The following is a 21,769-nucleotide window of genomic DNA, read 5'->3' on the forward strand; positions in this document are numbered from 1 at the left end:
ATACACGCTAATGGAGCGGGATTGGCGCTCACCTCAACGCCTGCCACCAACAGTTGGGTACGAAAGAAGAGTTAAATAAAGACAGGCTACTGAAACTTTTAACCCTGTGTATGCGACATGGCGTATTTGTAGGGGTCGTAGTCATCATCGCTTCCAAATTCTACGAGCACCTGAAATGTGCGTGGGATACCTAGCATATTCAAATTGCTATGAATAAAAATTTTCTTTTTGGGGACCGCTTTAACGTAATGGCTGGCGTTCGAACTATTGCCACCACTAAAGGTGATAGAGTCGCCGGCAACTACCGTGAATTCTAGATCATTACTCAGTGGCATTTTCAACTTTGACATGTTGAGATTTATAGCGTTAGCAATGTAGTACGCTGCCATGGGCGGAGAAGTAAATCCGGCGGGAAGTGTAATATCTAGAATATGAGTTTTAGTGGTGCCATCACTGATGTATATATTGACGTTCTGACCAATGGGCAAGATTTCATCCTCTGGGGCGGTAATTGACCCTGCCAGTAGAAAAGGTTGGCTAGTTGAAGCTTCAGGGTGGGTTGCATAATACTTAGGTTGTGCGGGCGGCATAATGGATTTTGGTAGGCCCCCGGCATAACTTATGACAGCGATCCAAGTGGCTAGATTGGCGTGTAATTTATCTTTTAACGAACTCAGGTCTGTACCAAATTGCGACTGTGGATGGTCCTGACTGTACCGGGACGTGTTGAGAGGTTGATGGAGGATATAAGAGGCTTCAGCGGCCAGATGTTTAAGGAATGCGGAAATGCCTGAGGCTGAAACAAGAAACTGAGTGTCAGCGTGTGGTGATGACCTTAAATCAAGATTTAACGTGAGAAACTCAGTGAGTATATCAGCAAGGATTAGGCTATAGGTGAGTTCTTCAAAACGCTCCTCTAGGTACTCGCGGGTGATGATCGCAGGCCAGGGGGCAGGATCCATCTGAAATTGAACAGCCAGCAAATAGTCCAGCAGGCCCAGAGCGTTAACATTCAAGCGGCCCTGAATACCCTTAACGGTAAGGTAGTGGGTGAAGTACTCATTTATATTGATAACGCTGAGATTTACCAAGAGACTATCCCCCAAAGCACCATAATCACGCAACGTTAAAGTTCTGAGCTCGAAGGGGAAACCCTCGTGTCGGAATAAAAAATCATCATCAACCAGTGAGCCTCTCTGGTCTGACTGGCGTGTATACAGCTCATAATTTGCTTGTGGATCTTTGAGCAGTATCTGGACAATTCTGTCATAGGTCGACAGTGGGGGTTCAAATACCGTGGTACTAAATTTTCCGGACGACTCTAGCGCAGGCGAATGGTTTTCTTGATCTGCAGCGAGGGAGGATGGTTTTAACCACCATTCGATAGTCAGTTGTTGTTGGCTGGAGAGGGTCATCGTGAACGCTTCTAAGTGAGTGTTTTGAAGTCTCAAATACCCGGGTGAACGGGTCTCAATGAAGTGCTCGAGCACATAGCGATTTGACCAAAGTTTTCGTTTATACCAAGGGTCTTTCAGGTAGGGGCCAGGGATAGTTTGCTGGGTGACATTCGGAACTTGACGGGGGGCGTCAGAAGTCTGTGCTGTGGTCGATGCTTCAGTTGTTGTCGGTACTCTGTTATTTGCTGGTGGATCTGGCTGATCTTTGATCGTGCCTTTTGCAAAAAACAGCTGCTGTCTATCAGGATCAGGAACGTCACTGAAAAGAGTACCCTCGCTTAATTTGACCAAATCATCAGCGGCAAGGATGGACGATGCGGGATCTAAATCAGGATGCAGTACGTTATTACCGATGCCTTGAAAGTGGCCACCACCGAGGCTGACAAGTACATGTTTCAAATGTGAGCCTGTATCAGGGAGCTTGTTCTTAGTCATGATAGTTATGAGCTCGCCTTTCCTGACCATAAAGAAATCACTGAAAATAACCTTCAAATAGATAATGTCCAGGAAAGTTTCTAAAATGGCAGTGTTGTCAGCGTTGGCTGGGCTTTTATAAGCCTGCTCCAGGGCACCCTTGATCCTTAACGTCTGTTTGGGTTTGTAACCTAACTTCACCAGCCTGTCCGCAACATAGTCCCAAGGTTCTTTATAGGCGGCGCTACCACCTGGCGTATTGAGCAGCATAAATTTTCTAGCCAATTGTCTTAGAATCTGCTTGCTCCCAGGAGCCATGTATTTTTGTGATTTGGCTAAGTGGCTCACTAACACCGTTTTCACACTTTTAGAGTTACCTATGCCTCCCCACGAGTAATCCATGAGGGCGTTCAAGAAGCTTGTCATGAAAATACTCCGTGCTTCTTCCTGAGTGTCCGCAACGGTTAACTCTAAAAAAGGGAGCGCTGCGAGACCTGCAGATACGAGTAATGCAATCGGGCCACTGAGGGGCAGCGTGGCCAAACCAATGTAGAGGCCGAGGTCAGTCATATATTGAAATATTTTATGAACAAAGACTTCAATATCGGATTTTATATAGACATCGACATCCTCTTTTAATTGATTGACCAGATGGTCGAACATGAGTTTCGTCATCAGTACTGGTGTGTCCAGTGTCATATCATCTTGTGGGTATTTGTTACTGTCAAAATTTTCATAGAGTTTACTATCCGCACCCAGGGACTCTCCAAGGGCAGCTGACGCTGAGTGGTCAGAATTATCTTTGAAATAGGTGCCTTGATGTTCTCGCAGCCAAAGAAGAAAACCCTCGTGCTGTCGCCTGGGCTCATTGCTTTTGCGGGTTCGCAAATCGTGTGCACGCCGCATATGTAAGCGGTCATTGAATTCAAAGTAAGTGTCGCTGAAGATTGATCGTAACTGGAAGCTGGTGCTTCCTGTGGGTATTTTAAATACACCGGGCAGGGGCCTGGAATCGTATATTATCGAGGTGATGGGGCTGTTTTTATAGGGCTGAGGTATTCTTGCATCAAGTAGGGGAGTAAAAATAGTTGCCCATGCTTGTTTTTGCACGTCATCCGCTTTATAGGCGTCCAATCGGCTGATTAGATTGACTTGCCAATCCTCACTGGATAGAAAGCTAATTATTTCTGGCAGGAATTTTCTTTCGATATCATATTCAATATATAAAAATCCATTTGTGTCTCCGTAACGCAAGGCCAGTTTGCTCATGACTTGACTGAGCGTAAATTCTTTAACCTCGGGCGCTGTCGGAGGCGTTAGAATCATTTCGGCCAGTCTGGGAATAGGAAGGGGTGACGTACCGAGGGCGTCTTTATAACTCATGCTGAATCTGACTTTTATAGTGTCTTTGAGTTGGAGCTTGCCCGGGTAGGCAGTGCTGGGTAAATATTTTTTTACTGCTGCATCGAGAGCATTTTGCAGAAGTCCTTCAGTCGTCGGTACATTCAATGTTTTACGCGCTTTTTCCAGCTGCAAAATTTCTATGATTTTAAGTCGAGCATGTTTGCTTTCCTGTATGAACTCTCGCAGCAATGGATCCGTTATCAGCAATCCTGCCGGGTCGCTGATGGTCACATTAGTGCTTTCACTGGAGCGCTCGCTTTCTTCAAAAAAGAAGTTTATGAGTGACCTTTGTGTGGATTTTGTAGCGCCCTCACTGTCGGTTGTCGCCAGGCCGATAGTTGAATCAAGATTCATCAGTTTTAATTGAGGGTGATTGCCAATTTTACTGGCCATCTTCGGTTCCTGCCAAAGCGCTTTTATAAATTGGAGGGTCAGGGTGTCTTCATCTTCATGGCGGGCATTCCAATGTGGGATGGAAGTGGTGCCTGCCAGATAAGCTTTTTTAAAACTGGGTTTGTCGAACTCTTTTTCCCACGCTTCCGGATAATGATCAGGCCACGTTATGTCATTTGATGTATACGAGGTATCTGTATACAACTTGCGAATGTACATGTCCAGTGATAGCGCGATGCTTTCGGGTTCGGCGCCTGCTTTATTGATTCTGATGCTCAGTCTGTCCGCGGTCGTCGGAGGAGGTATTTTGGTCATGATATCTATCGGGGTCATGAGTCTTTTGAGTGCTTTGTCTTTAGTCCATTTGCCTGGTACGTAATCTTTTAACCCCTCTAATAAGTCTTGTGCCACTTCAGTGTTGCTATACTTACTGCTGAACGTTATCGGCCTGCGGCCCTTGAATTCTTTTAGTCTCTTATCGATGTCTCCATTCAGGAAGTTGACCAGTGGAATTTGAGTGGCAAGTAGTTTGCCGTCTTGTGAGGTGAATCTAAAGGGAATGCGTGCGCGTGGATCGAATTGGCTCCAGACGTCGGCTATTTCGGGAGGGTAGAAGTTTTTCATTTCGTGCAGCATGTTATAGGCATAGACATTTGTCACAGTCAGGCGTTTGTTAGATTCGTGTACGGCACTTTTCATCAGCGCTTGGCTTTTTGCCAGTCGCTGAGTCAATATATCTAGTTGTGCGCGCATGACACGCAATGAGTTTATGGGCTTTCCTTCTGCCCGTAGATAATTCAGATTAACTTCCAGTTCCAGAATTTCGCGCATCAGGGGCAGTATCTGATCTTCTTGCTCTTCTTCTATGTCTTCATCTTCTTCAACCTGATTTTCTCCAGGGTCCTCCTCCTGTTCTTCTGAAGACGTATAGGGAGCATCCATCATGAGTTCGTCGGGGTTGAAGCTCTGCTCGTGCATATCGCCTGGATCATTCGACGCGGTCAAATGAATAACGTCGCGCGTTGCCAGCCTTTCACTTGTGTTATCTGGAGATTGACCATTGTCGGCAGGCTGCGATATGACACCGTTCAAGTCATGAGTCAACTGCAAGAACTCGCTGATGTTTTTGATGACCTGCTCTTTATTATCTGAAAATATACTTTCCTTTGTTTGGGTCAGTAATTTATCCAACTGCTCAAGCACGCGATTATTTTTACGCGATGCTTCGTAGGCAGACCATATTGCGTAAAGTGAACCGGCAAAAAAAACCGCTGACAGTGTTCCATAGATGGCCGGGTGTAACATCGTTGCCGGCTGCTCATGCTGTTGAAGGGATTTAGACAAGCCTGTATTTAAAGCGATGTGTTCTCTATCACTTTCTTCATTGCCGAGATCAATTGCACTGTCCGCTATAGAGTGTTCATCGCGGTTGACCGCAGCGTAAGCTTCTTCATCAGGTGCTGCCTCTAAACGTTGTTTTCTGCTCTGGTGTGCCTTCCAGGCAAACAGGATGCCTAGCCCTAGCGAACCTGTGGCGGAAGCGCCCCATGCTATGGGCACCACTTTAGAGGGCTGCGCATTGGAACCGGCTGCCAAACCGTAAATAGCACCTGCCACGGAGACTGTGGCCGCGGCTCCGATTGTTAGACCTGTTGCAGTGACCGCTCCAATCACAGGTGCAGCACCAACGGTGCCGATACTTGCAGCCCCTACACCCAAAAACAGTAATTGTTGGGCTGGCGTCAAGCGCATTTCGCCCATACCACCGCGCATACTGTTTTGCAGTGAGCGGGTAACGCTGCCTATGAATGGGCTGATGTAGGTTGCCGTGGCCGCTGTCATTCTTAGCCCAACGAAAAACGCTTTTGCTATTGCGCTGGGTTGTGCCTTGAGTTCTTCAAGGACGGCGGGGCCGAGCATTGCAACGGGTATACCGGCCAGCCAGTGTTGCGCGACATGTTCTACTTTTTCGCATAGGTCGATGGTTTCGCCCGACTCAATGGCCCGCAGGCTATAGAGGCGGATTAAAAGGTTGATCAGCCACTTGATCTGCTGCCCGGGCTCAATCGGTGGCAGGGTTTTCAATAATCTGTACAGCGATGGCATAAGCGGGAGCCAGGGCAACGCCTGATCGAAAGCCCAGAGTGCACGTTCCCCTGCAAAACTATTGATGTGATGGCGTATTTCCTCGATCGCCATTTGACCTAACACTTCTTTGCCCGAACGCAGGTTCCACAGAGTGCGAAGCATCATCAGGTGCGAAATCATTCGCGCCAGCCAAAGACCTATATCGACTGCTTTCTGTACTTTGTTCGGCAAAAAGCGGCCGGATTGATGCAATACCTTTATGAGACTTGTCATTGCCAACTGGGTTTCGCTTATAAAAGCCGCCCAATCGTCGTCCTTCCATGACAGCGCGATGCGCGTGACCTGATCGAGCACTTGCTGGATCAGACCCTCTGGTAAATCCGCTGCTGTGTTCAGGGCCAGCGCCAATTGTGAAGGCTTTTTTTGCATATCCCTTTTAACCGCGTTCGCAATCAAGACGGGCAGTTGGTGCCAACCGCTCGCTTTTAATTCCTGCCAGAGTTGTTGGTCCGGCACGCGGGACAGCGCGCGCGCTATTTTTAATTGGCCCACGATGTGACTGATCATCCCGACCAGTACATCCGATGCACTGGGCAACGCAAGGAGCTCCAGAGCACTTTTTTCAGCAAAATCCAGCCAGCTCATGTGCGGGTCAGTCAGGCGCATAAGCATGTTGAACCCTGCTTCCTGACTGGCGGAGCCGCGTAGCACGGCTCTGATTCTGGTCAGAGGCTCGGCCACGCTCTCGCCCAGAACGCCGCCTTCAGATTTGAGTTGATCGACAAATACCTGACTGGTGAAGTGATCAATGCTCAGTAAGGCTTTTCGCAGGCCAGAAGGATCGGCTTGACCTTCTTCTGGTGTGTCCGTTCTGAACTGAGCGGGCTGCACCATCGCATACACTTTAAATAGCCCTTGAAGGGCTGACGGCACGTAGTGCTCGATAAGTGCGAGGGCTTGATCATCTGCCAACACGTTCATGAGAATGGCGAATTTTGTCTCGACCGCGTCAGCCTCCTTGAACTGGATGAGATGATGTTTCAGGCGCCGCTGCGTTTCACTGTGTGTGGGGTCTGCGGGATCTGCGGAGCTCTCGAAGTAGAGCTGCAACTGCGCGTACAACGCTTGCCCCTGAACCACAAAGTTATTCATCCAGTCGGGCAGGAAATCGCCTTCCACAAGATCCTTGACTATGGCTTCAGGTGATTGCCATGACACTTTGGATAAGCGCTCTATCCAGAGAGTCCAGTCCTTAAGTGATGCAATCAACGTGCGTAACGGGCTGATAGAACTCGGGTCGGCCAATGCTTGAACAGCTGGGTTGTTGAGCAGGTGTTCTAGATGCTCGAGCGTGAGGACGCTGCGTTTGAATACAGTGCTGCCCGCTCCACCCAGATCAGTGACGATGCGCAGTAAAATTTGGACAAGCGCAATCTCATCTTTTATCTGGGGAATTTTATTTTTTTGAATTTCAAGAAAGGCAACGATCCGGGCGCACTTATCGATCATCGACAGCGTTGCGTCGAGCAAAACCCCTGACAGTTCAGTGGCGTCACTCAGTAATTCAAACTCCTTGGCGTATCGCTCTTTGATGGCGGCCCATAGGCTCTCCAGCATGACTTGAAAGGCGTGTTCAAGCATGTGTGACGAGATTGATTGCCAAAAGGCTTCGTCTTGACCGTTGATGCCCTCGCTGTGGGTGCCAGAGGTGAGGGGGGCACCCATGAATACAACGGGCGCTCTCGATTGCTGTGTGTGTTCACTAACCGGCTGCGCGGCTGTTGTAGCCTGTGCGGCAGTATTCGAGGGCTGCTTTGTTTCATGGGTAACCGCTGGCATGTCGTTCAACCCTGAAGGCTTACAGGTCTGAATCAGTACACAAAAGCGTAGGACATTTATGATGTTTTATTGAGCGAACATGAACCTTTTTGAATCTATATGACCGCTGGTAGTCTGGAATATTACCCAGGTCAGTTCCCGTTAAACTTGGCGGTACGCTTTTCAATAAAGGCCTGCATCCCTTCCTTCTGGTCGCGCGAGGCAAACAACAGCGCGTTGGCTTTGCGTTCCAATGCCAGGCCAGTCTCCAGCGGTGCATCCACACCGGCCAGGATCACTTCCTTGATTTGCTCAGCGGCTAAAGGCGGCATGGCGGCGATCAAGGTCGCCAATTTCAGCGCATGGGCTTGTACCTGCCCATCCTCGACCACGTCACTGACCAACCCTGATATCCAGGCTTCTTCAGCGGTGATGGGTTGCCCGGTCAAGGCCATGCGCATGGCTTTGGCTTTACCCACTGCCCGCACTAAACGTTGGGTGCCGCCAATGCCGGGCATGATGCCGATGCGGATCTCCGGCTGGCTAAACTTCGCGCTGGTACCCGCCACAATAATGTCCGCCAGCATGGCCAATTCGCAGCCCCCGCCATAGGCATAACCACAGACCGCCGCGATCACCGGTTTGGGGCAGTGCTGAATCGGCGCCCAGACCCGTTCGGTATGACGTTGGTAAATGTCGATTGGCCCCACACCGGCCATGCTGTTGATGTCGCCACCTGCAGCAAACACGCTGTCCCCACCGGTCAGCAGGATGCAGCGCACCTCGGGGTTCTCGGCCAACTCGGTGAAGTAGCGAGAGAGTAAGGCTTGCAGCTCAAGGCTCAGGGCATTGGTGGCCTGCGGGCGGTTAAGGCGCAGCAGGGCTACGCCCAGGGCCGGAAACTCCAGTAGTACCGGCGCAGCAGTCGGGTCAGACATGTGGGTCCTCATTGAGCAGGGAGCTGTCAGCACAGCCTGTGCTGGAGTGTTGCGTTCACACGCGCGCGCTTCATCGTCCGTTCAGACGACGAGCACCCTGAGCGTAGCCCCTAGAGTGGCTCTATCAGTAGAAGAGGAGCGTGTCATGGGCCAACTCTCAGGGCTGGACTACAGCGGTAAGGTGGTGCTGGTTACCGGCGGAACCAAAGGTATCGGGGCAGGGATCGCCAGCAGTTTTCTCCAGGCCGGCGCGCAGGTGATTGTGTGTGGCAGGGCGGCTCCTGAAGTGTTGCCTCGGGGCGGCGCCGCGCAGGCGATTTTCATGGCGTGTGACGTGCGTGATCTGGATTCGCTCAAGGCATTGTTTGACGGTATTCGCGCCGATTTCGGCCGTCTTGATGTGGTCATCAACAACGCGGGTGGCAGCCCGGCGGCCGAGGCTGCGACTGCTTCGCCGCGCTTTCACGAAGGCATTATCCGTCTCAATCTGATCGCCCCCCTGAATGTCGCGCAGCAGGCTAACGCCCTGATGCAGCAGCAGGCCAGCGGCGGTTGCATTGTGTTTATCGGCAGTATCAGCGCCTTGCGCGCATCGCCTGGCACAGCCGCTTATGGCGCGGCCAAGGCCGGTGTGCTGGCCCTTGTTCAGTCACTCGCGGTGGAATGGGCGCCCAAGGTGCGGGTGGTCGCGGTCAGTCCGGGGCTGGTTCAAACCGAGCAATCACACCTGCACTACGGCGATGAGCACGGCGTTGCCGCGGTCAGTGCCGGGATTCCCGCCGGGCGCATGGCGCTGCCCGAAGACATTGGTAACGCTTGCCTGTTTATCGCTTCGCCCATGGCCGGATATGCCAGTGGCTGCAATCTTTTGTTGCACGGGGGCGGTGAACGTCCTGCTTTTCTGGGTGCCGCGCAGAGCGCAGTGCATTGATCGACCTTAAGCGGCGACCAGTGGGTTGCCGTTCTCTACACGCAGGAGACGAACGTGGCTGATTCTCAATTGCTAACCGACGTGCGCGCCCTGGTGGGGCGTGAATATGGTCGCGTCTACGCCTGGGACGAGGTCAACGCCCCGATGATTCGCCAATGGTGCGAGATCATGGGCGTCGACAACCCGCTGTACACCGATGCGGTCACGGCCGCTAACAGTGAACAGGACGGGCTGGTTGCACCACCGGCAATGTTGCAGGTCTGGTGCCTGGAAGGCTTTCATGCCAACAACTACCCGCCGGGCTCGACCACGGAAAATCCGTATGAAGTGCTCAAGCTGATCGAGAGTTACGGCTATCCGTCTGTGGTGGCGGTCAACTCTGAGCTGACTTTCAACCGCAACTTGCGTCCGGGCGAAAAGCTCTACTACACGACGCGTCTGGACGCGGTGGGCGACGAGAAAACCACGGGGCTGGGCACCGGCTTTTTTGTCACTTTGGTGATGAGTTATTTCGTCGAGCACAAAAGTGGCGACGAGGCGGTGGGCGAGTTGCTGTTCCGCGTCTTCAAGTTCCGCCCGGCCAAGGATCACAGTGTCAAGGCTGAGCCGGCCAAGGCGGATGCCGCACCCGTTATCAAGCGTCCTAAACCGGGCATGAGCGATGACACGCGGTTTTTCTGGGAAGGCTGCGACGCGGGCAAGTTGCTGATTCAGCGCTGTACCCAATGCCAGACCCTGCGTCATCCGCCTGCACCGGTGTGTATCGAATGTCACTCCTTTGATTGGGACAGCGTTGAGGCCAGTGGACGCGCCAGCCTGTATTCGTTTGTGATCATGCATTACCCCGAAGTAGCGCCGTTCGATCATCCCAATCCCATTGGCTTGATCGAGCTTGAGGAGGGCGTGCGTCTGGTGGCGGGGCTGGCGGGTGTAACCCGTGAGGACCTGCGTATCGGTCAGGCCTTGCAGCTTGAGTTCCAGACCTTCGACGGTGAAATGACCTTGCCGATGTTCCGGCCAGTCGCCGAGCAGGGGGCATAGCATGGATTTTGAATTAACCGAAGAGCAGCTCGCGATTGCCGAAATGGCTCAAAGCGTGTTTGCCGACTATTGCACCGATGACCGTTTGCGTCAGTACGACACGCGCGATCAAGCCTATATGGAACCGTTGTGGCAATTGTGCGTGGAGACCGGTTTGCAGGCCTTGGCCATCCCGGAACAGCAGGGTGGCAGCGGGCTGGGCATGACCGAGTTGATGTGCGTGCTGGAGGCGCAAGGGCGTGCACTTGGGCAAGTGCCGTTGTGGCCTCATCAGTTGACCGCCGCAACCTTGGCACAGTTCGCAGACCCGGCCTTGCAAGCATGGGCTGATGACGCGGCGGCGGGACGTACCCTGCTGACCCTGGACTTGAGCGGGCTCAACACGGCTCACGGAATGACACTGCACGCTCAGCCGGTTGAGGGCGGATGGCGGCTGAGTGGGCGAGTCGGTGCCTTGGCACTGGCGCAACAGTCTCAGGCTGCTTTGCTGCTGGTCAACGCTGAAGGTCAGCCGCGTCTGGCGTTTGTCGAACTGGCCGCGAAAGGGATCACCCATGTACCTGGGCGTATGACCCACGGCGAAGGGATTGCCGATCTGCATATTGACGGGCTGCCCATTACTGCCCAGCAGCTGCTCCCGGTAGCCGCACTGGACTGGCTGGAGCCGCGCAGCACGGCGGCTTTGGCGGCATTGCAGCTGGGCGTCAGCGCCGAACAGATTCGCCGCACGGTGGAGTACGTCACCGACCGCCGCCAGTTCGACCGCAGCATTGGCAGTTTTCAGGCGGTGCAAATGAGCATGGCCAACGCCCATATCGCCCTTGAAGCGTTGCGCAGTTGCTTGTGGCAATTGTGCTATCGGCTCGACGCCGGTTTGCCTGCGCCGAGCGAAGCACTGGCCACCGCTTGGCAGGCCTGTGAAGCGGGCCATGTGATCGGGCATAACGCTCAGCATGTACATGGCGGTATCGGCGTCGACCTGACGTACCCGATGCACCGTTTTCTCTACTGGAGCCGCGCGCTGGGCAGTGCCCTGGGCGGATCGGCAGCAAGCCTTGAACGCCTCGGCGATTGGCTGAGCCATAACGACAAGCTGGGATGGAAATATGACCTTGAAGAACACCAAGCGCTTTGATGACGTACGCCCCGGCGAAGCACTGCCGCCTCTGGCGATCCCGATCACTGTGGGGCTGGTAACGGGCGGCGCGATTGCGACCCGCGACTATTTCCCTGGTCACCATGACCTCAACGCCGCACAAGCGCTGGGTTCACCGCACATCTTTATGAACATCCTGACCACCAACGGTCTGGTGCAACGCTTTGTCGAAGAGTGGGCCGGCCCGGCAGCGCGTTTTACGTCGCTGAAAATCAAGCTCGGTGCACCTAACTACCCCGGCGATTGCATGACCTTCAACGGCGCCGTGACGGGCCAGGATGCCGCCACCCGCACGGTGGAAATCACCCTCAGCGGCAAAAATTCCATGGGCAACCACGTGACCGGTACGGTCGCGCTGGTTCTGCCTTGATAGCGGGAGACAGCACACATGACGCAATCGTCACTTTCCGGTAGCGCCGCCATTGTTGGTTTGGGTGCCACTGAATTTTCCAAGAACTCTGGCCGCACCGAGCTGCGCCTGGCCATGGAAGCCACCCTGGCAGCGCTTAAAGACGCCGGCATTGATCCCAGTGAAGTTGAAGGGTTCAGCTCGTACTCCGTGGACAAAGTTCCGGAATACGAAATTGCCCGCCTGCTGGGTTGCAAAGACGTCAAGTTTTTCTCCCAGGTGCCCCACGGCGGAGGTGCCGCCTGTGCGCCGATCATGCATGCCGCGATGGCCGTGGCGACCGGCGTGGCCAAGGTGGTGGTGGTCTATCGCGCCATGAACGAGCGTTCGTGGTATCGCTTCGGCAGCGGCAGTTACGGCTTTGCTTCCACCCCGATTTTTGAAAACGTCAATTACGGCTGGTACATGCCCCACGGCTTGCATACACCCGCGTCCTGGGTCGGCATGTTTGCCCAGCGATATATGCACACCTATGGCGCGACGTCAGAAGATTTTGGCCGCGTGGCCGTGGCCGTTCGAGATTTTGCCGCGACTAACCCGGCGGCGTTCTTTTATGGCAAGCCCATCACTCTGGAAGAGCATCAGGCGTCACGTTGGATCTGCGAGCCGTTGCACTTGCTTGATTGCTGTCAGGAATCGGATGGCGCGGTGGCGATGGTGATCACCTCAGCCGAGCGCGCCAAAGACTTGCGCCAAAAACCGGTAATGATCAAGGCCGGTTCTCAGGGGATTACTTCTGGCCAGCAAATCATGACCTCGTTCTACCGCGATGACATTACCGGGCTGCCGGAAATGGGCGTAGTGGCCAAAGAGTTGTATCGCCAGTCAGGCCTCGGCCCAGAAGCCTTGCAGACGGCGGTGATCTACGACCACTTCACTCCGTTTGTATTGCCCCAGCTTGAAGAGTTCGGCTTGTGCGAGCGGGGCGAAGCCAAGGAATTTATTCGCGCGGGGCACCATGCCCGGGGTGGCAAGTTCCCGATCAACACCCACGGCGGGCAGTTGGGCGAGGCCTACATCCACGGCATGAACGGCGTGGCTGAAGCCGTACGGCAAGTGCGTGGCAGTGCCGTCAATCAGGTGGACAGTGTCGAAAACGTACTGGTCACGGCCGGTACAGGCGTACCCACCAGCGGTCTGATTTTGGGAGCAGCCTGAATGTACGTCGACCTCACGCCCGAGCAACACGCCCTGCGCCATAAAGTGCGCGACTACTTCCAAAACCTGATGACCCCTGAACTGCGTGATCAATTGCGCGGCAAGGAGGGCGGCGAACTGTACCGCGACACCATCCGCCAGATGGGCCGTGACGGCTGGCTGGCCGTGGGCTGGCCCAAGGAGCACGGCGGTCAGGGTTACGGCCCTACCGAGCAATTTATCTTCTTTGAAGAGGCCAATATTGCCGGGGCACCGCTGCCGTTTGTGACCATCAGCACCGTGGGGCCGGCCTTGATGGCCCACGGCACCCCGGCACAGAAAGCCAAATTCTTGCCGGGCATTGCGGCAGGCGAAATCATTTTTGCCATCGGTTATTCCGAGCCGGATGCGGGCAGCGATCTGGCGGTGCTGAAAACCACCGCCCGGCTTGAGGGCGACACCTTCGTGGTGAATGGCAACAAACTCTGGACGTCGGGTGCCGAGTCGGCCGATTACATCTGGCTGGCTGCGCGTACCGATCCGGAACGGCCTCGGCACAAGGGCGTGTCGATCCTGATTCTGGATACGCGCGCCGAGGGCTTCTCGACCACCGTTATCCCGACCACCAGCAATCCGACAGCGGCCACTTATTACGACAACGTGCGGGTGCCCTGCGACATGCTGGTAGGTGAGTTGCACGGCGGCTGGAAGCTGATAACTGCGCAACTGAACCATGAGCGTCTGGGGCTCGGCGCCTGGTCCGACAAAGTGGTCGGATTGTTTCGCCGGGTCTTGATGTGGGCGCGCGAAGCCGACGAAAACGGTGTCAAGGCGACTGACAAAGCGTGGGTTCGGGCGGGTTTGGCGCAGTGCTATGCCCGACTCGAAGCGATGCGCCTGATCAATCTGCGCATCGCCGCCGACCTGGAACATGACCGCATGGACGTGGCGCTGGCGTCGACCACCAAGGTGTATGGCTCGGAATCGGCTATCGAGATTCTGCGTGTGCTGAGCAACATCGTCGGTGCCAACGGGCTGGTGCGCGGTGGTTCGCCTGCTTCGCTCATGCAGGGCGAACTGGAGTACGAAGTACGTGCCTCAGTGACCTTGACCTTTGGTGGTGGCACCAACGAAATCCAGCGTGAGCTGATTGCCCAGTTCGGCCTGGGCATGCCGCGAACCCAGCGCTGAATCGCAGCGAAAACACGGCAAAACCTGTAGCCGCTGCCGAGGCACGAAGGCTGCGATGGGTGGCCCTCTATGCGAAGGTCCTGCGGCCCTTATCGCAGCCTTCGTGCCTCGTCAGCGGCTACGGAATTACCATCCGAAAGGAAATTACATGAGCGCGATTGAACAGTTCAGAGAGCAGACCCGCAGTTGGCTTGAGGCCAATTGCCCGCCATCGCAGCGTAAAGCCATCCCTGAAGGGGAGTTGGTCTGGGGAGGCAGTGACGTCGAGTTTCCCAATGCTGACGCCCGGCTGTGGTTCGAGCGCATGCGTGACAAAGGCTGGTTCTGCCCCGACTGGCCGCAAGCCTACGGCGGTGGCGGCCTGAGTGCAGAATATAACGCCGTGCTTGAAAGCGAGCTGCGGCGCCTTAAATGCCGCCCGCCGCAAATCAATCTGGGCATCTGGATGTTGGGGCCCGTGTTGCTGGAGTTCGGCACCGAAGAGCAAAAACTCAACCTGTTGGCCCCGATGACCCGTGGTGAAGTGCGATGGTGCCAAGGGTTTTCCGAACCCAATGCCGGTTCTGATCTGGCCAGCCTGAAAACCACTGCCCGCGATGAGGGCGATCACTTTGTGGTGGATGGCAGCAAGATCTGGACCTCTTACGGTGACAAGTCGGACTGGATGTACGCATTGGTCAGGACCGATGGCAGCGCCAGTAAGCACGCGGGCATTAGCCTGATTGTGCTGGACATGAAAAGCCCCGGTGTGAGTGTCGCGCCGATTGATTTGATCAGTGGTAAATCGGCGTTTTGCCAGGTGTTCTTTGACGGCGTGAAAGTGCCAAAAAGCCAGTTGATTGGCCCCTTGCACGGCGGCTGGAACCTGGCCAAGCGCCTGTTGCAGCACGAGCGTAAAGCCATGTCCAAGTTCGGCGAGTTCAGCTTGCCGACGCATTTTCACCTGCTGCCGCTGGTGCAGGAATACCTGCCCGAACCCACCGGGTTAAGCGAGTCGGCATTGGCAGCGCGGGCGGTGGCCTGCGCGATGAACGAGCACAGCTACAACCTGACAGTGCAGCGCATGGGCGAAGAAGCCCGCGCCGGGCAAGACGTCAGTGGGCTGATGTCGATCATGAAGCTGGTGCACACCGAACAGGAACGCGACAAGTTTGAGGTGCTGCTGGATGTCATGGGGGTGAATGCGCTGGGCTGGGACAAGGCGGCGTTTACTCCACAAGAACAGGCGATTACCCGTGGTTGGTTAAACAGTTTCGCCCTGACGATTTCTGGCGGCGCGTCGGAAATTCAGCTCAATGTGATCGCCAAGCGGGTCTTGGGCCTGCCTGAAGTCAAGTAAGGATCCAGACCATGAACCTGCTTTATAGCGAAGATCATCGGCTGTTGGCCGACAGCGCCCGCGAGTTTCTGGCGGCGCGCAGTCCCGTATCCCGCCAGCGTGCCTTGCGTGACGAGGGCAGTGAACTCGGCTTCGACAGCCAGCTGTGGCAAGAGGCGGTAGCACTGGGCTGGAGTGCGATTCCATTCCCCGAAAACCTCGGCGGACTGGATTTCGGCTGTATGGGCCTGGGCCCGATTTTTGAATCCATCGGCAGCAACCTCAGTGCTTCACCGTTGCTTTCAAGCGTGGTGCTGTGCGGTTCGCTGTTGCACTTGCAAGGCAATGCGCAACAGCAAGATCGCTGGCTGTCGGCCACCATCAGCGGCGAGCAACGCCTGGCCCTGGCACTGGACGAGCGCCCACGGCACAGCCCCGCGCAGTTGGCGGTGCAGGTTGTAGCCAATGCGCAGGGGTTCTGTCTGAACGGGCAAAAAACGTTCGTCATAGACGGGGTAGGGGCTGATGGCTATCTCGTTGTTGCGGGCAATGCGCAGCAGGGTGTCAGCCTGTTTCTGGTGCCAGCCGATGCGCCGGGTTTAAGTGTCGAACCCTTGTCGCTGATTGACTCGCGTAACCACGCGCACTTGCAACTGGATCAGGTGCAGGTCGGGCCGGATGCCCTGTTGGGCGATCCTGGCTCAGCCAGTGCAGCATTGACCATCGCACTGGATCGCGGCCGTGTGTGTCTGGCTGCCGAGATGCTGGGCATGGCTGAAAAGCTGTTCGCCTTGACCCTCGACTACCTGAAAACCCGTGTGCAATTTGACGTCGCCATTGGTTCTTTTCAGTCCCTGCAACATCGTTCGGCCCAGCTCTATGTGGAGCTGGCGCTGGCCCGTAGCGCAGTGATGGCCGGCTTGGCAGCGCTGGATGATGCCGACTTGAGCGAGGTAGAGCGTCAGCGGCTGGTCAGCTTGGCCAAGTGGAAGTCCGGGCTGATGGCCGTGAAAGTAGCCAATGAGGCCGTACAAATGCACGGCGGTATTGGCGTCACCGACGAGCTGGATGTCGGTTTGTTTCTCAAGCGCATCCGTGTCGCACAAGCGTGCCTGGGGGATGCCGAATATCACTGCGAGCGCTATGGCGCACTCGCTTAAACCTGTGGGCATTGGTTCGAGTCAGGAGAATAACAAGATGAAACTTGAACAATGGCAGAGCGCCTGGGATCAACTGATTGGTCCCGGCTCGCCCTATGAAGTACTGACACCTGTGGCCGGCGGCCCCAAGCACTTTCGCCACAGCGCTCCAAACCTCTGGGCTGCAATGGATGCTGGCCGGGCCCACGCGGATCGCGAATTTCTGGTGTGGGAGCAACAACGCCTGACCTTCCGACAGTTTTTTGATCAGGTCGATCGTCTGGCGGGCCAATTGGTGCACCGCTTTGGCCTGCGCAAGGGCGACCGTGTGGCAATCGCCATGCGTAACCAACCGGCCTGGCTGGTGGCGTTTGCTGCGATCCAGCGCTGCGCCGGTGTGTGCGTGCCCTTGAACAGCTGGGGCCTGCGCGACGAGTTGTTCCATGGGTTGCAGGACAGCGGGACGCAACTTTTACTGTGCGACGAGCCGCGTCTGCAACTGCTCAAAGATGACCTGCGCGAACAAGGTTTGGCGACGGTTGTGGTGGGCATGGATGCCAACCAGCCCCGTGACGAGCACTGCCAGCGTCTGGAAGACCTGCTGGCCGAGCCGCTGCAGGATGCGCCGGTGCCGACCATCAGTGCCGATGACCCGGCGATGATCCTCTACACCTCGGGTACCACCAGCCTGGCCAAAGGCGTGCTGTCGACCCATGGCGCAGTGTGTCAGGCCTTGGTGGCGCTGGAATTTCAGGGCGTTTTTTGCGCGGTCAGCTCGCCTGAGCGCATCAGCGTCGTGATCAACAGCGGTTATGCCCCGACCACGTTGATGGCGGTGCCGCTGTTTCATGTCAGTGGTCTGCACGCCCAGTTTTTGCTGGCCTTGCGCGGTGGTCGTCGACTGGTGCTGATGTACAAGTGGGACGTGGAAAAAGCCTTCGACCTGATCCGCGACGAACACTGCACCCAGTTCAACGGTGCGCCGGTCATGATGCAGCAACTGCTGACCTCGCCACGCTTCGGCAGTGCCGATACCCAAAGCCTGTTCGGCCTGGGTCTGGGTGGGGCTGCCCCCTCGGCCAGCCTGTTGGCGCACTTGACCCAACGCAAACCCGAAGCCGTCGGTGGCAGTGGTTACGGCCTGACCGAAAGCAACGGCATTTGCGCAGCCATTGGTGGAGATCAGTTTGTCTATAAACCGGCGTCGGCGGGCTGGCCGTTGCCGATTGTCGATGTGCGCATTGGTGAAAGCCCGCAGCGTGCACTGCCTGCAGGCGTCAGCGGGCTGATTTGGGTGCGCTCACCGACCCTGATGAACGCCTACTGGAACTTGCCTGAAGCCAGTGCCCAGACACTCAATGACGGTTGGCTCGACACCGGCGATATCGGTCATCTTGACGAGGAAGGCTTTCTTTACATCACTGACCGCGCCAAGGATTTGATCAACCGTGGCGGCGAGAAAATCTCCGCAGCCGAGATTGAGTCCTGCGCGTGTGAAATGCCCGGCGTGATTGAAGCGGCAGCCTTTGCCGTACCGGACGATGTACTGGGCGAAGTGGTGTTTGTGGTGGTGCGCGGCAACCCTGACGACTGCCCTGACCGCGAGGCCGTGCGTGGTTATTTTGCCCAGCGTCTGGCGAGCTACAAGGTGCCAGCACAGATTCATGTGCAACACACCCCGTTCGCCCGTAATGCGTCGGGCAAGATGCTCAAAGGTTTGCTCAAAGAAGTGCTGGTAACGGCCTGATTAGTCTTTGTGGACGATGTGCTCGCCGGTGGATGGCGAAGAATGAACCCATACCCAGCAAGCCTTATTCGCGTAGGAGGCAATACATGAAAATAACAAGAACAGGCGTAGTGCTCGCAGCCACCCTGGCCGTCAATGGACTGGTCATGGGGTCGGCATTCGCTCAGGTATCGCCCGCTGAAGCGGCCAAACTGGGTAAAGAGCTGACCTGTGTGGGGGCTGAACAGGCCGGTAACGCGGCGGGCACCATCCCGCCTTACACCGGTAAATACCTGGGCGAAGTGCCGGGTTGGAACCACGTCAAATTCTCCGGTGACCAGCCGGTTGATCCCTATGCCGCTGAAAAGCCCATTTTGGTGATCACCGCGCAGAACATGGACCAATACGCCGACAAGCTGACAGAAGGCCAGAAAGCTCTGTTCAAGCGTTATCCGGCCACCTACAAGATGAATATCTACCCCGGCCACCGTGATTTCCGCTACCCGGATTATGTGTGCAAACGGGCGATGAGCAACGCCTTGAATGCCAAGCTGGTGAACGATGGCATGGGTTTCGAAGGGTTGGGCCAAGTGCCGTTCCCGATTCCGAAAAACGGCATGGAATTGCTGTGGAACCACCAATTGCCTGCGCGTGCCTGGACCGAAGAAAAAACCAGCGATCTGGCCTCTGTCTTGCCTAACGGCAGCATTGGCTGGGGCCGTGCATACGCCCGTAACTTGTCCCAGGCCAACTCGCCAGAAGTTGAGCCCGTGACCTCGGGCAAGATTCAGGCAATGAGTAACAACATGACCCTCAAGCCTGCGCGTGACAACGGCACGCTGAACATCGCCCACGAACCCTACAACTTTTCCACGGACCCGCGTCAGGCCTGGACCTACAGCCCTTCAACCCGGCGCGTGCGCCAATTGCCGGGCTACGGGTATGACCAGCCGATGATCGGCACCAACGGCACCATGACCGTCGACGAAGACCGTTTGTACAACGGCTCGCCGGAGCGCTTTAACTGGAAATTGGTGGGCAAGCGCGAAATCTACATTCCGGCCAATGCCTATAAGCCGAACGCAGGTACGGTCAAATATGCCGACATGCTCACGCCTAACCACCCCAATCCGGATTTGATGCGTTATGAACTGCGTCGTGTCTGGGTGCTTGAAGCGGATCTGAAAGAAGGCTACCGCCATGTGTATGGCAAGCGTGTGCTGTTTCTCGACGAAGACACGTGGAACTCGGTACTGGCTGACAACTACGACGCCCGCGGCCAGTTGTGGAAGCACGCGATGATCAACTATTACTACCACCCGGACATGAGTGCCTGGCAGGCCGGCTCGCAGTTCTTTATCGATTTGAACTCGGGTCAATACACCGGCTACGGCATGACCAACGAAGCGAAGAAGGGCCCGATTCTCAATGAGGGTAAATTCACTGCCGATCAGTACACCGCCGACGCTGCACGGGCGATGGGGCGCTAAGGCAAGACCACGCTGCAAACGGTAAGCTGCAAGCAAGATCAAAAGCCCTGTCGGTTAGACGGGGCTTTTGCGTTTTCAGGGGTGAACCGCAACCCCTGAAAAGTCTGCGCTCTACGCCCGAGCTCGCCTGGGCCCACTCTGCCTCCTCTGGGGGCCCTCAATTTCCCCTCTTCAAACTTCTGCCCTTAATCAATCCCCGCTTTATGTCGCCTTTGAATCCTACTGAACTTTTGAGCTGAATAATCCGGAAACAACCTTTCCGGCCCACTCAAGCCCTCTGCGTGAAAACGGAAATCCTGCTTCACAAGAACAAAAAATACTTCATATAAAACAACACGTTATCTATTGGCACCGGTTTTGCTAATTAGCAATTAAGGAGAGCACGTACATGGCTATCGATACCGACTACATCCAGGCTCAGGCAAAACTTCTCGCTGAATATGAAGTTCAGCGCGAATTAGCGCAGGCCCAGCGTAACGAGACCAAATACAAGGCCCAGCTGGAAGCAGTCACCGCCCTGGATGCAGCGCTCAAAGCCTTGGGCAATGCGATCAAAAGTTTCAAGGGCACCGACAAAAGCATGCTGATCAATGCGGCGACCTTCAGCGCTGAAGGCATCGCCAGTGCCACCGTTGGTGCCAGCGCCAAAGAAGGCAGCTATCAGTTTTTTGTTGAACAACTGGCGAGTCGGCATCAGGTCGCCGTCAGTGGTCTGGGTAATGATGCTGCCGACTCGGGCAACTTGTATATCAAGCAGGATGGCGTCGAGTTTGCCGTCGATCTCGCCGCTGCGGACAGTAACGGCGATGGCGCACTGTCCCAGGAGGAGCTGGCTTCGGCGATTAACAATCACCCGGATAACGAGGGGGTCAAAGCCACGCTGGTTCGCAGCGGCGGTGAGGTGACCATGGTTCTGAGCGCCGAAGAAACAGGCGAGCAGTACGCCATTGAAATGCGCACAGATGCCGCAGGCAGCCCGCTGGAAACCAGCCTGGGAAACACCAAGGAATTGTCCAAAGCCCAGGACGCCATTGTCTATCTGGGCGCAGACGCCAGCGGCATGAAGCTGCAGCAAAGTTCCAACACCTTCAAGGACATGATCGAAGGCGTCAGCCTGACGTTCAGCAAAGTGCATGAGGCGGGGGACGAGCCGCTGACCGTCAATATCAGCCGTGACCAAACAGCGACCAATGACAAGCTCAATGAGTTTGTCACTGCGATCAACACGATGTTGAGCACCTTCGATGATTTGACCGGTTCGGGAGGTGAGAACGGCGAACGCGGTGCGCTGGCGGGTGACTCCAGCATCCGTGCCATTGAGGCCATGCTCAACTCGGTACTGCGCACGCCGTTTGGCGGCGTCACGTTGATGGAGTTTGGTGTGGTGGCAGGGGCGGACGGCAAGCTCAAGGTGGATACCAAAGCCTTCGAGAAAATGCTGGATGCAAACCCGGACGGTTTCGAAAAACTCTTTTCAGGCGCGGGAAATCTGCTGGAAAGCCTCGATAAAAGGCTCGGCACTTATACCAGCGGCAGCACCGGGGCCATGAAGGCGCGCAAGGATAATCTCAATAACCTGCTGCAACGGGTCGACGAGAAATACGAGGATCTGGAGATCAAATACCAGAATCACTATCAGCGCTATCTCAAACAGTACACCCAGTTGGCGCAGGTTATGGCGGCGATGGAACAAACCTTCAGCATGTTCGGATGATCTGA

At 55.5% G+C, this 21,769-nt stretch carries 13 protein-coding genes; 11 read left to right on the top strand and 2 right to left on the bottom strand.

Annotated elements, in window-relative coordinates; all coding sequences use genetic code 11:
• Positions 1–98 precede the first annotated feature (98 nt).
• Together EQV93_RS18025 and EQV93_RS18030 are read right to left on the bottom strand one after the other, a co-directional pair.
• Positions 99–7,595, bottom strand: a complete 7,497-nt coding sequence (locus EQV93_RS18025) for a hypothetical protein (RefSeq protein WP_240892107.1) — start codon at positions 7,593–7,595, stop codon at positions 99–101.
• A gap of 131 nt (positions 7,596–7,726) precedes the next feature.
• On the bottom strand, positions 7,727–8,512 hold the full coding sequence (locus EQV93_RS18030; RefSeq protein ID WP_208727534.1) for an enoyl-CoA hydratase: 786 nt from the start codon (positions 8,510–8,512) through the stop codon (positions 7,727–7,729).
• Positions 8,513–8,657: 145 nt separating this feature from the next.
• Between EQV93_RS18030 and EQV93_RS18035 the strand changes: the two genes are divergently transcribed.
• The 11 genes from EQV93_RS18035 to fliD all read left to right on the top strand — a co-directional run bounded on the left by EQV93_RS18035 (position 8,658) and on the right by fliD (position 21,764).
• Positions 8,658–9,443 carry an SDR family oxidoreductase gene (locus tag EQV93_RS18035; protein WP_122784351.1) on the top strand — a complete coding sequence of 262 codons (786 nt, stop codon included), beginning with the start codon at positions 8,658–8,660 and terminating at the stop codon, positions 9,441–9,443.
• 54 nt (positions 9,444–9,497) lie between these two features.
• The gene (locus tag EQV93_RS18040; protein WP_122784352.1) at positions 9,498–10,484 is read left to right on the top strand and encodes an OB-fold domain-containing protein; all 987 of its coding nucleotides are present in this window, start codon (positions 9,498–9,500) and stop codon (positions 10,482–10,484) included.
• Between the two features lies 1 nt (position 10,485).
• On the top strand, positions 10,486–11,619 hold the full coding sequence (locus EQV93_RS18045; protein WP_240892108.1) for an acyl-CoA dehydrogenase family protein: 1,134 nt from the start codon (positions 10,486–10,488) through the stop codon (positions 11,617–11,619).
• The gene (locus tag EQV93_RS18050) at positions 11,591–12,010 is read left to right on the top strand and encodes a MaoC family dehydratase (protein WP_122784354.1); all 420 of its coding nucleotides are present in this window, start codon (positions 11,591–11,593) and stop codon (positions 12,008–12,010) included. The genes EQV93_RS18045 and EQV93_RS18050 overlap by 29 nt, the downstream gene beginning before the upstream one ends.
• Positions 12,011–12,028: 18 nt before the next feature.
• Positions 12,029–13,207 carry a lipid-transfer protein gene (locus EQV93_RS18055; RefSeq protein WP_122784355.1) on the top strand — a complete coding sequence of 393 codons (1,179 nt, stop codon included), beginning with the start codon at positions 12,029–12,031 and terminating at the stop codon, positions 13,205–13,207.
• A complete protein-coding gene (locus tag EQV93_RS18060; protein WP_122784356.1) occupies positions 13,208–14,377 on the top strand; it encodes an acyl-CoA dehydrogenase family protein in 1,170 nt (389 codons plus the stop codon).
• Between the two features lie 148 nt (positions 14,378–14,525).
• Entirely contained in the window at positions 14,526–15,716 is a 1,191-nt protein-coding gene (locus EQV93_RS18065; RefSeq protein ID WP_122784357.1) for an acyl-CoA dehydrogenase family protein, read from the top strand.
• A gap of 11 nt (positions 15,717–15,727) precedes the next feature.
• Positions 15,728–16,855 (top strand): acyl-CoA dehydrogenase family protein, encoded by a 1,128-nt coding sequence (locus EQV93_RS18070; RefSeq protein WP_240892109.1) that lies wholly within the window; start codon positions 15,728–15,730, stop codon positions 16,853–16,855.
• Between the two features lie 37 nt (positions 16,856–16,892).
• The gene (locus tag EQV93_RS18075; RefSeq protein WP_240892110.1) at positions 16,893–18,581 is read left to right on the top strand and encodes a class I adenylate-forming enzyme family protein; all 1,689 of its coding nucleotides are present in this window, start codon (positions 16,893–16,895) and stop codon (positions 18,579–18,581) included.
• A gap of 86 nt (positions 18,582–18,667) precedes the next feature.
• Entirely contained in the window at positions 18,668–20,050 is a 1,383-nt protein-coding gene (locus tag EQV93_RS18080) for a DUF1329 domain-containing protein (protein ID WP_208727533.1), read from the top strand.
• A 388-nt stretch (positions 20,051–20,438) separates the two neighbouring features.
• Positions 20,439–21,764 carry a flagellar filament capping protein FliD gene (gene fliD / locus EQV93_RS18085; protein WP_240892111.1) on the top strand — a complete coding sequence of 442 codons (1,326 nt, stop codon included), beginning with the start codon at positions 20,439–20,441 and terminating at the stop codon, positions 21,762–21,764.
• The last annotated feature ends 5 nt before the right edge of the window (positions 21,765–21,769 follow it).

Origin of the sequence: Pseudomonas sp. TMW22091, from assembly GCF_022496705.1 — a bacterium.
GTDB classification, from domain to species: domain Bacteria; phylum Pseudomonadota; class Gammaproteobacteria; order Pseudomonadales; family Pseudomonadaceae; genus Aquipseudomonas; species Aquipseudomonas saxonica.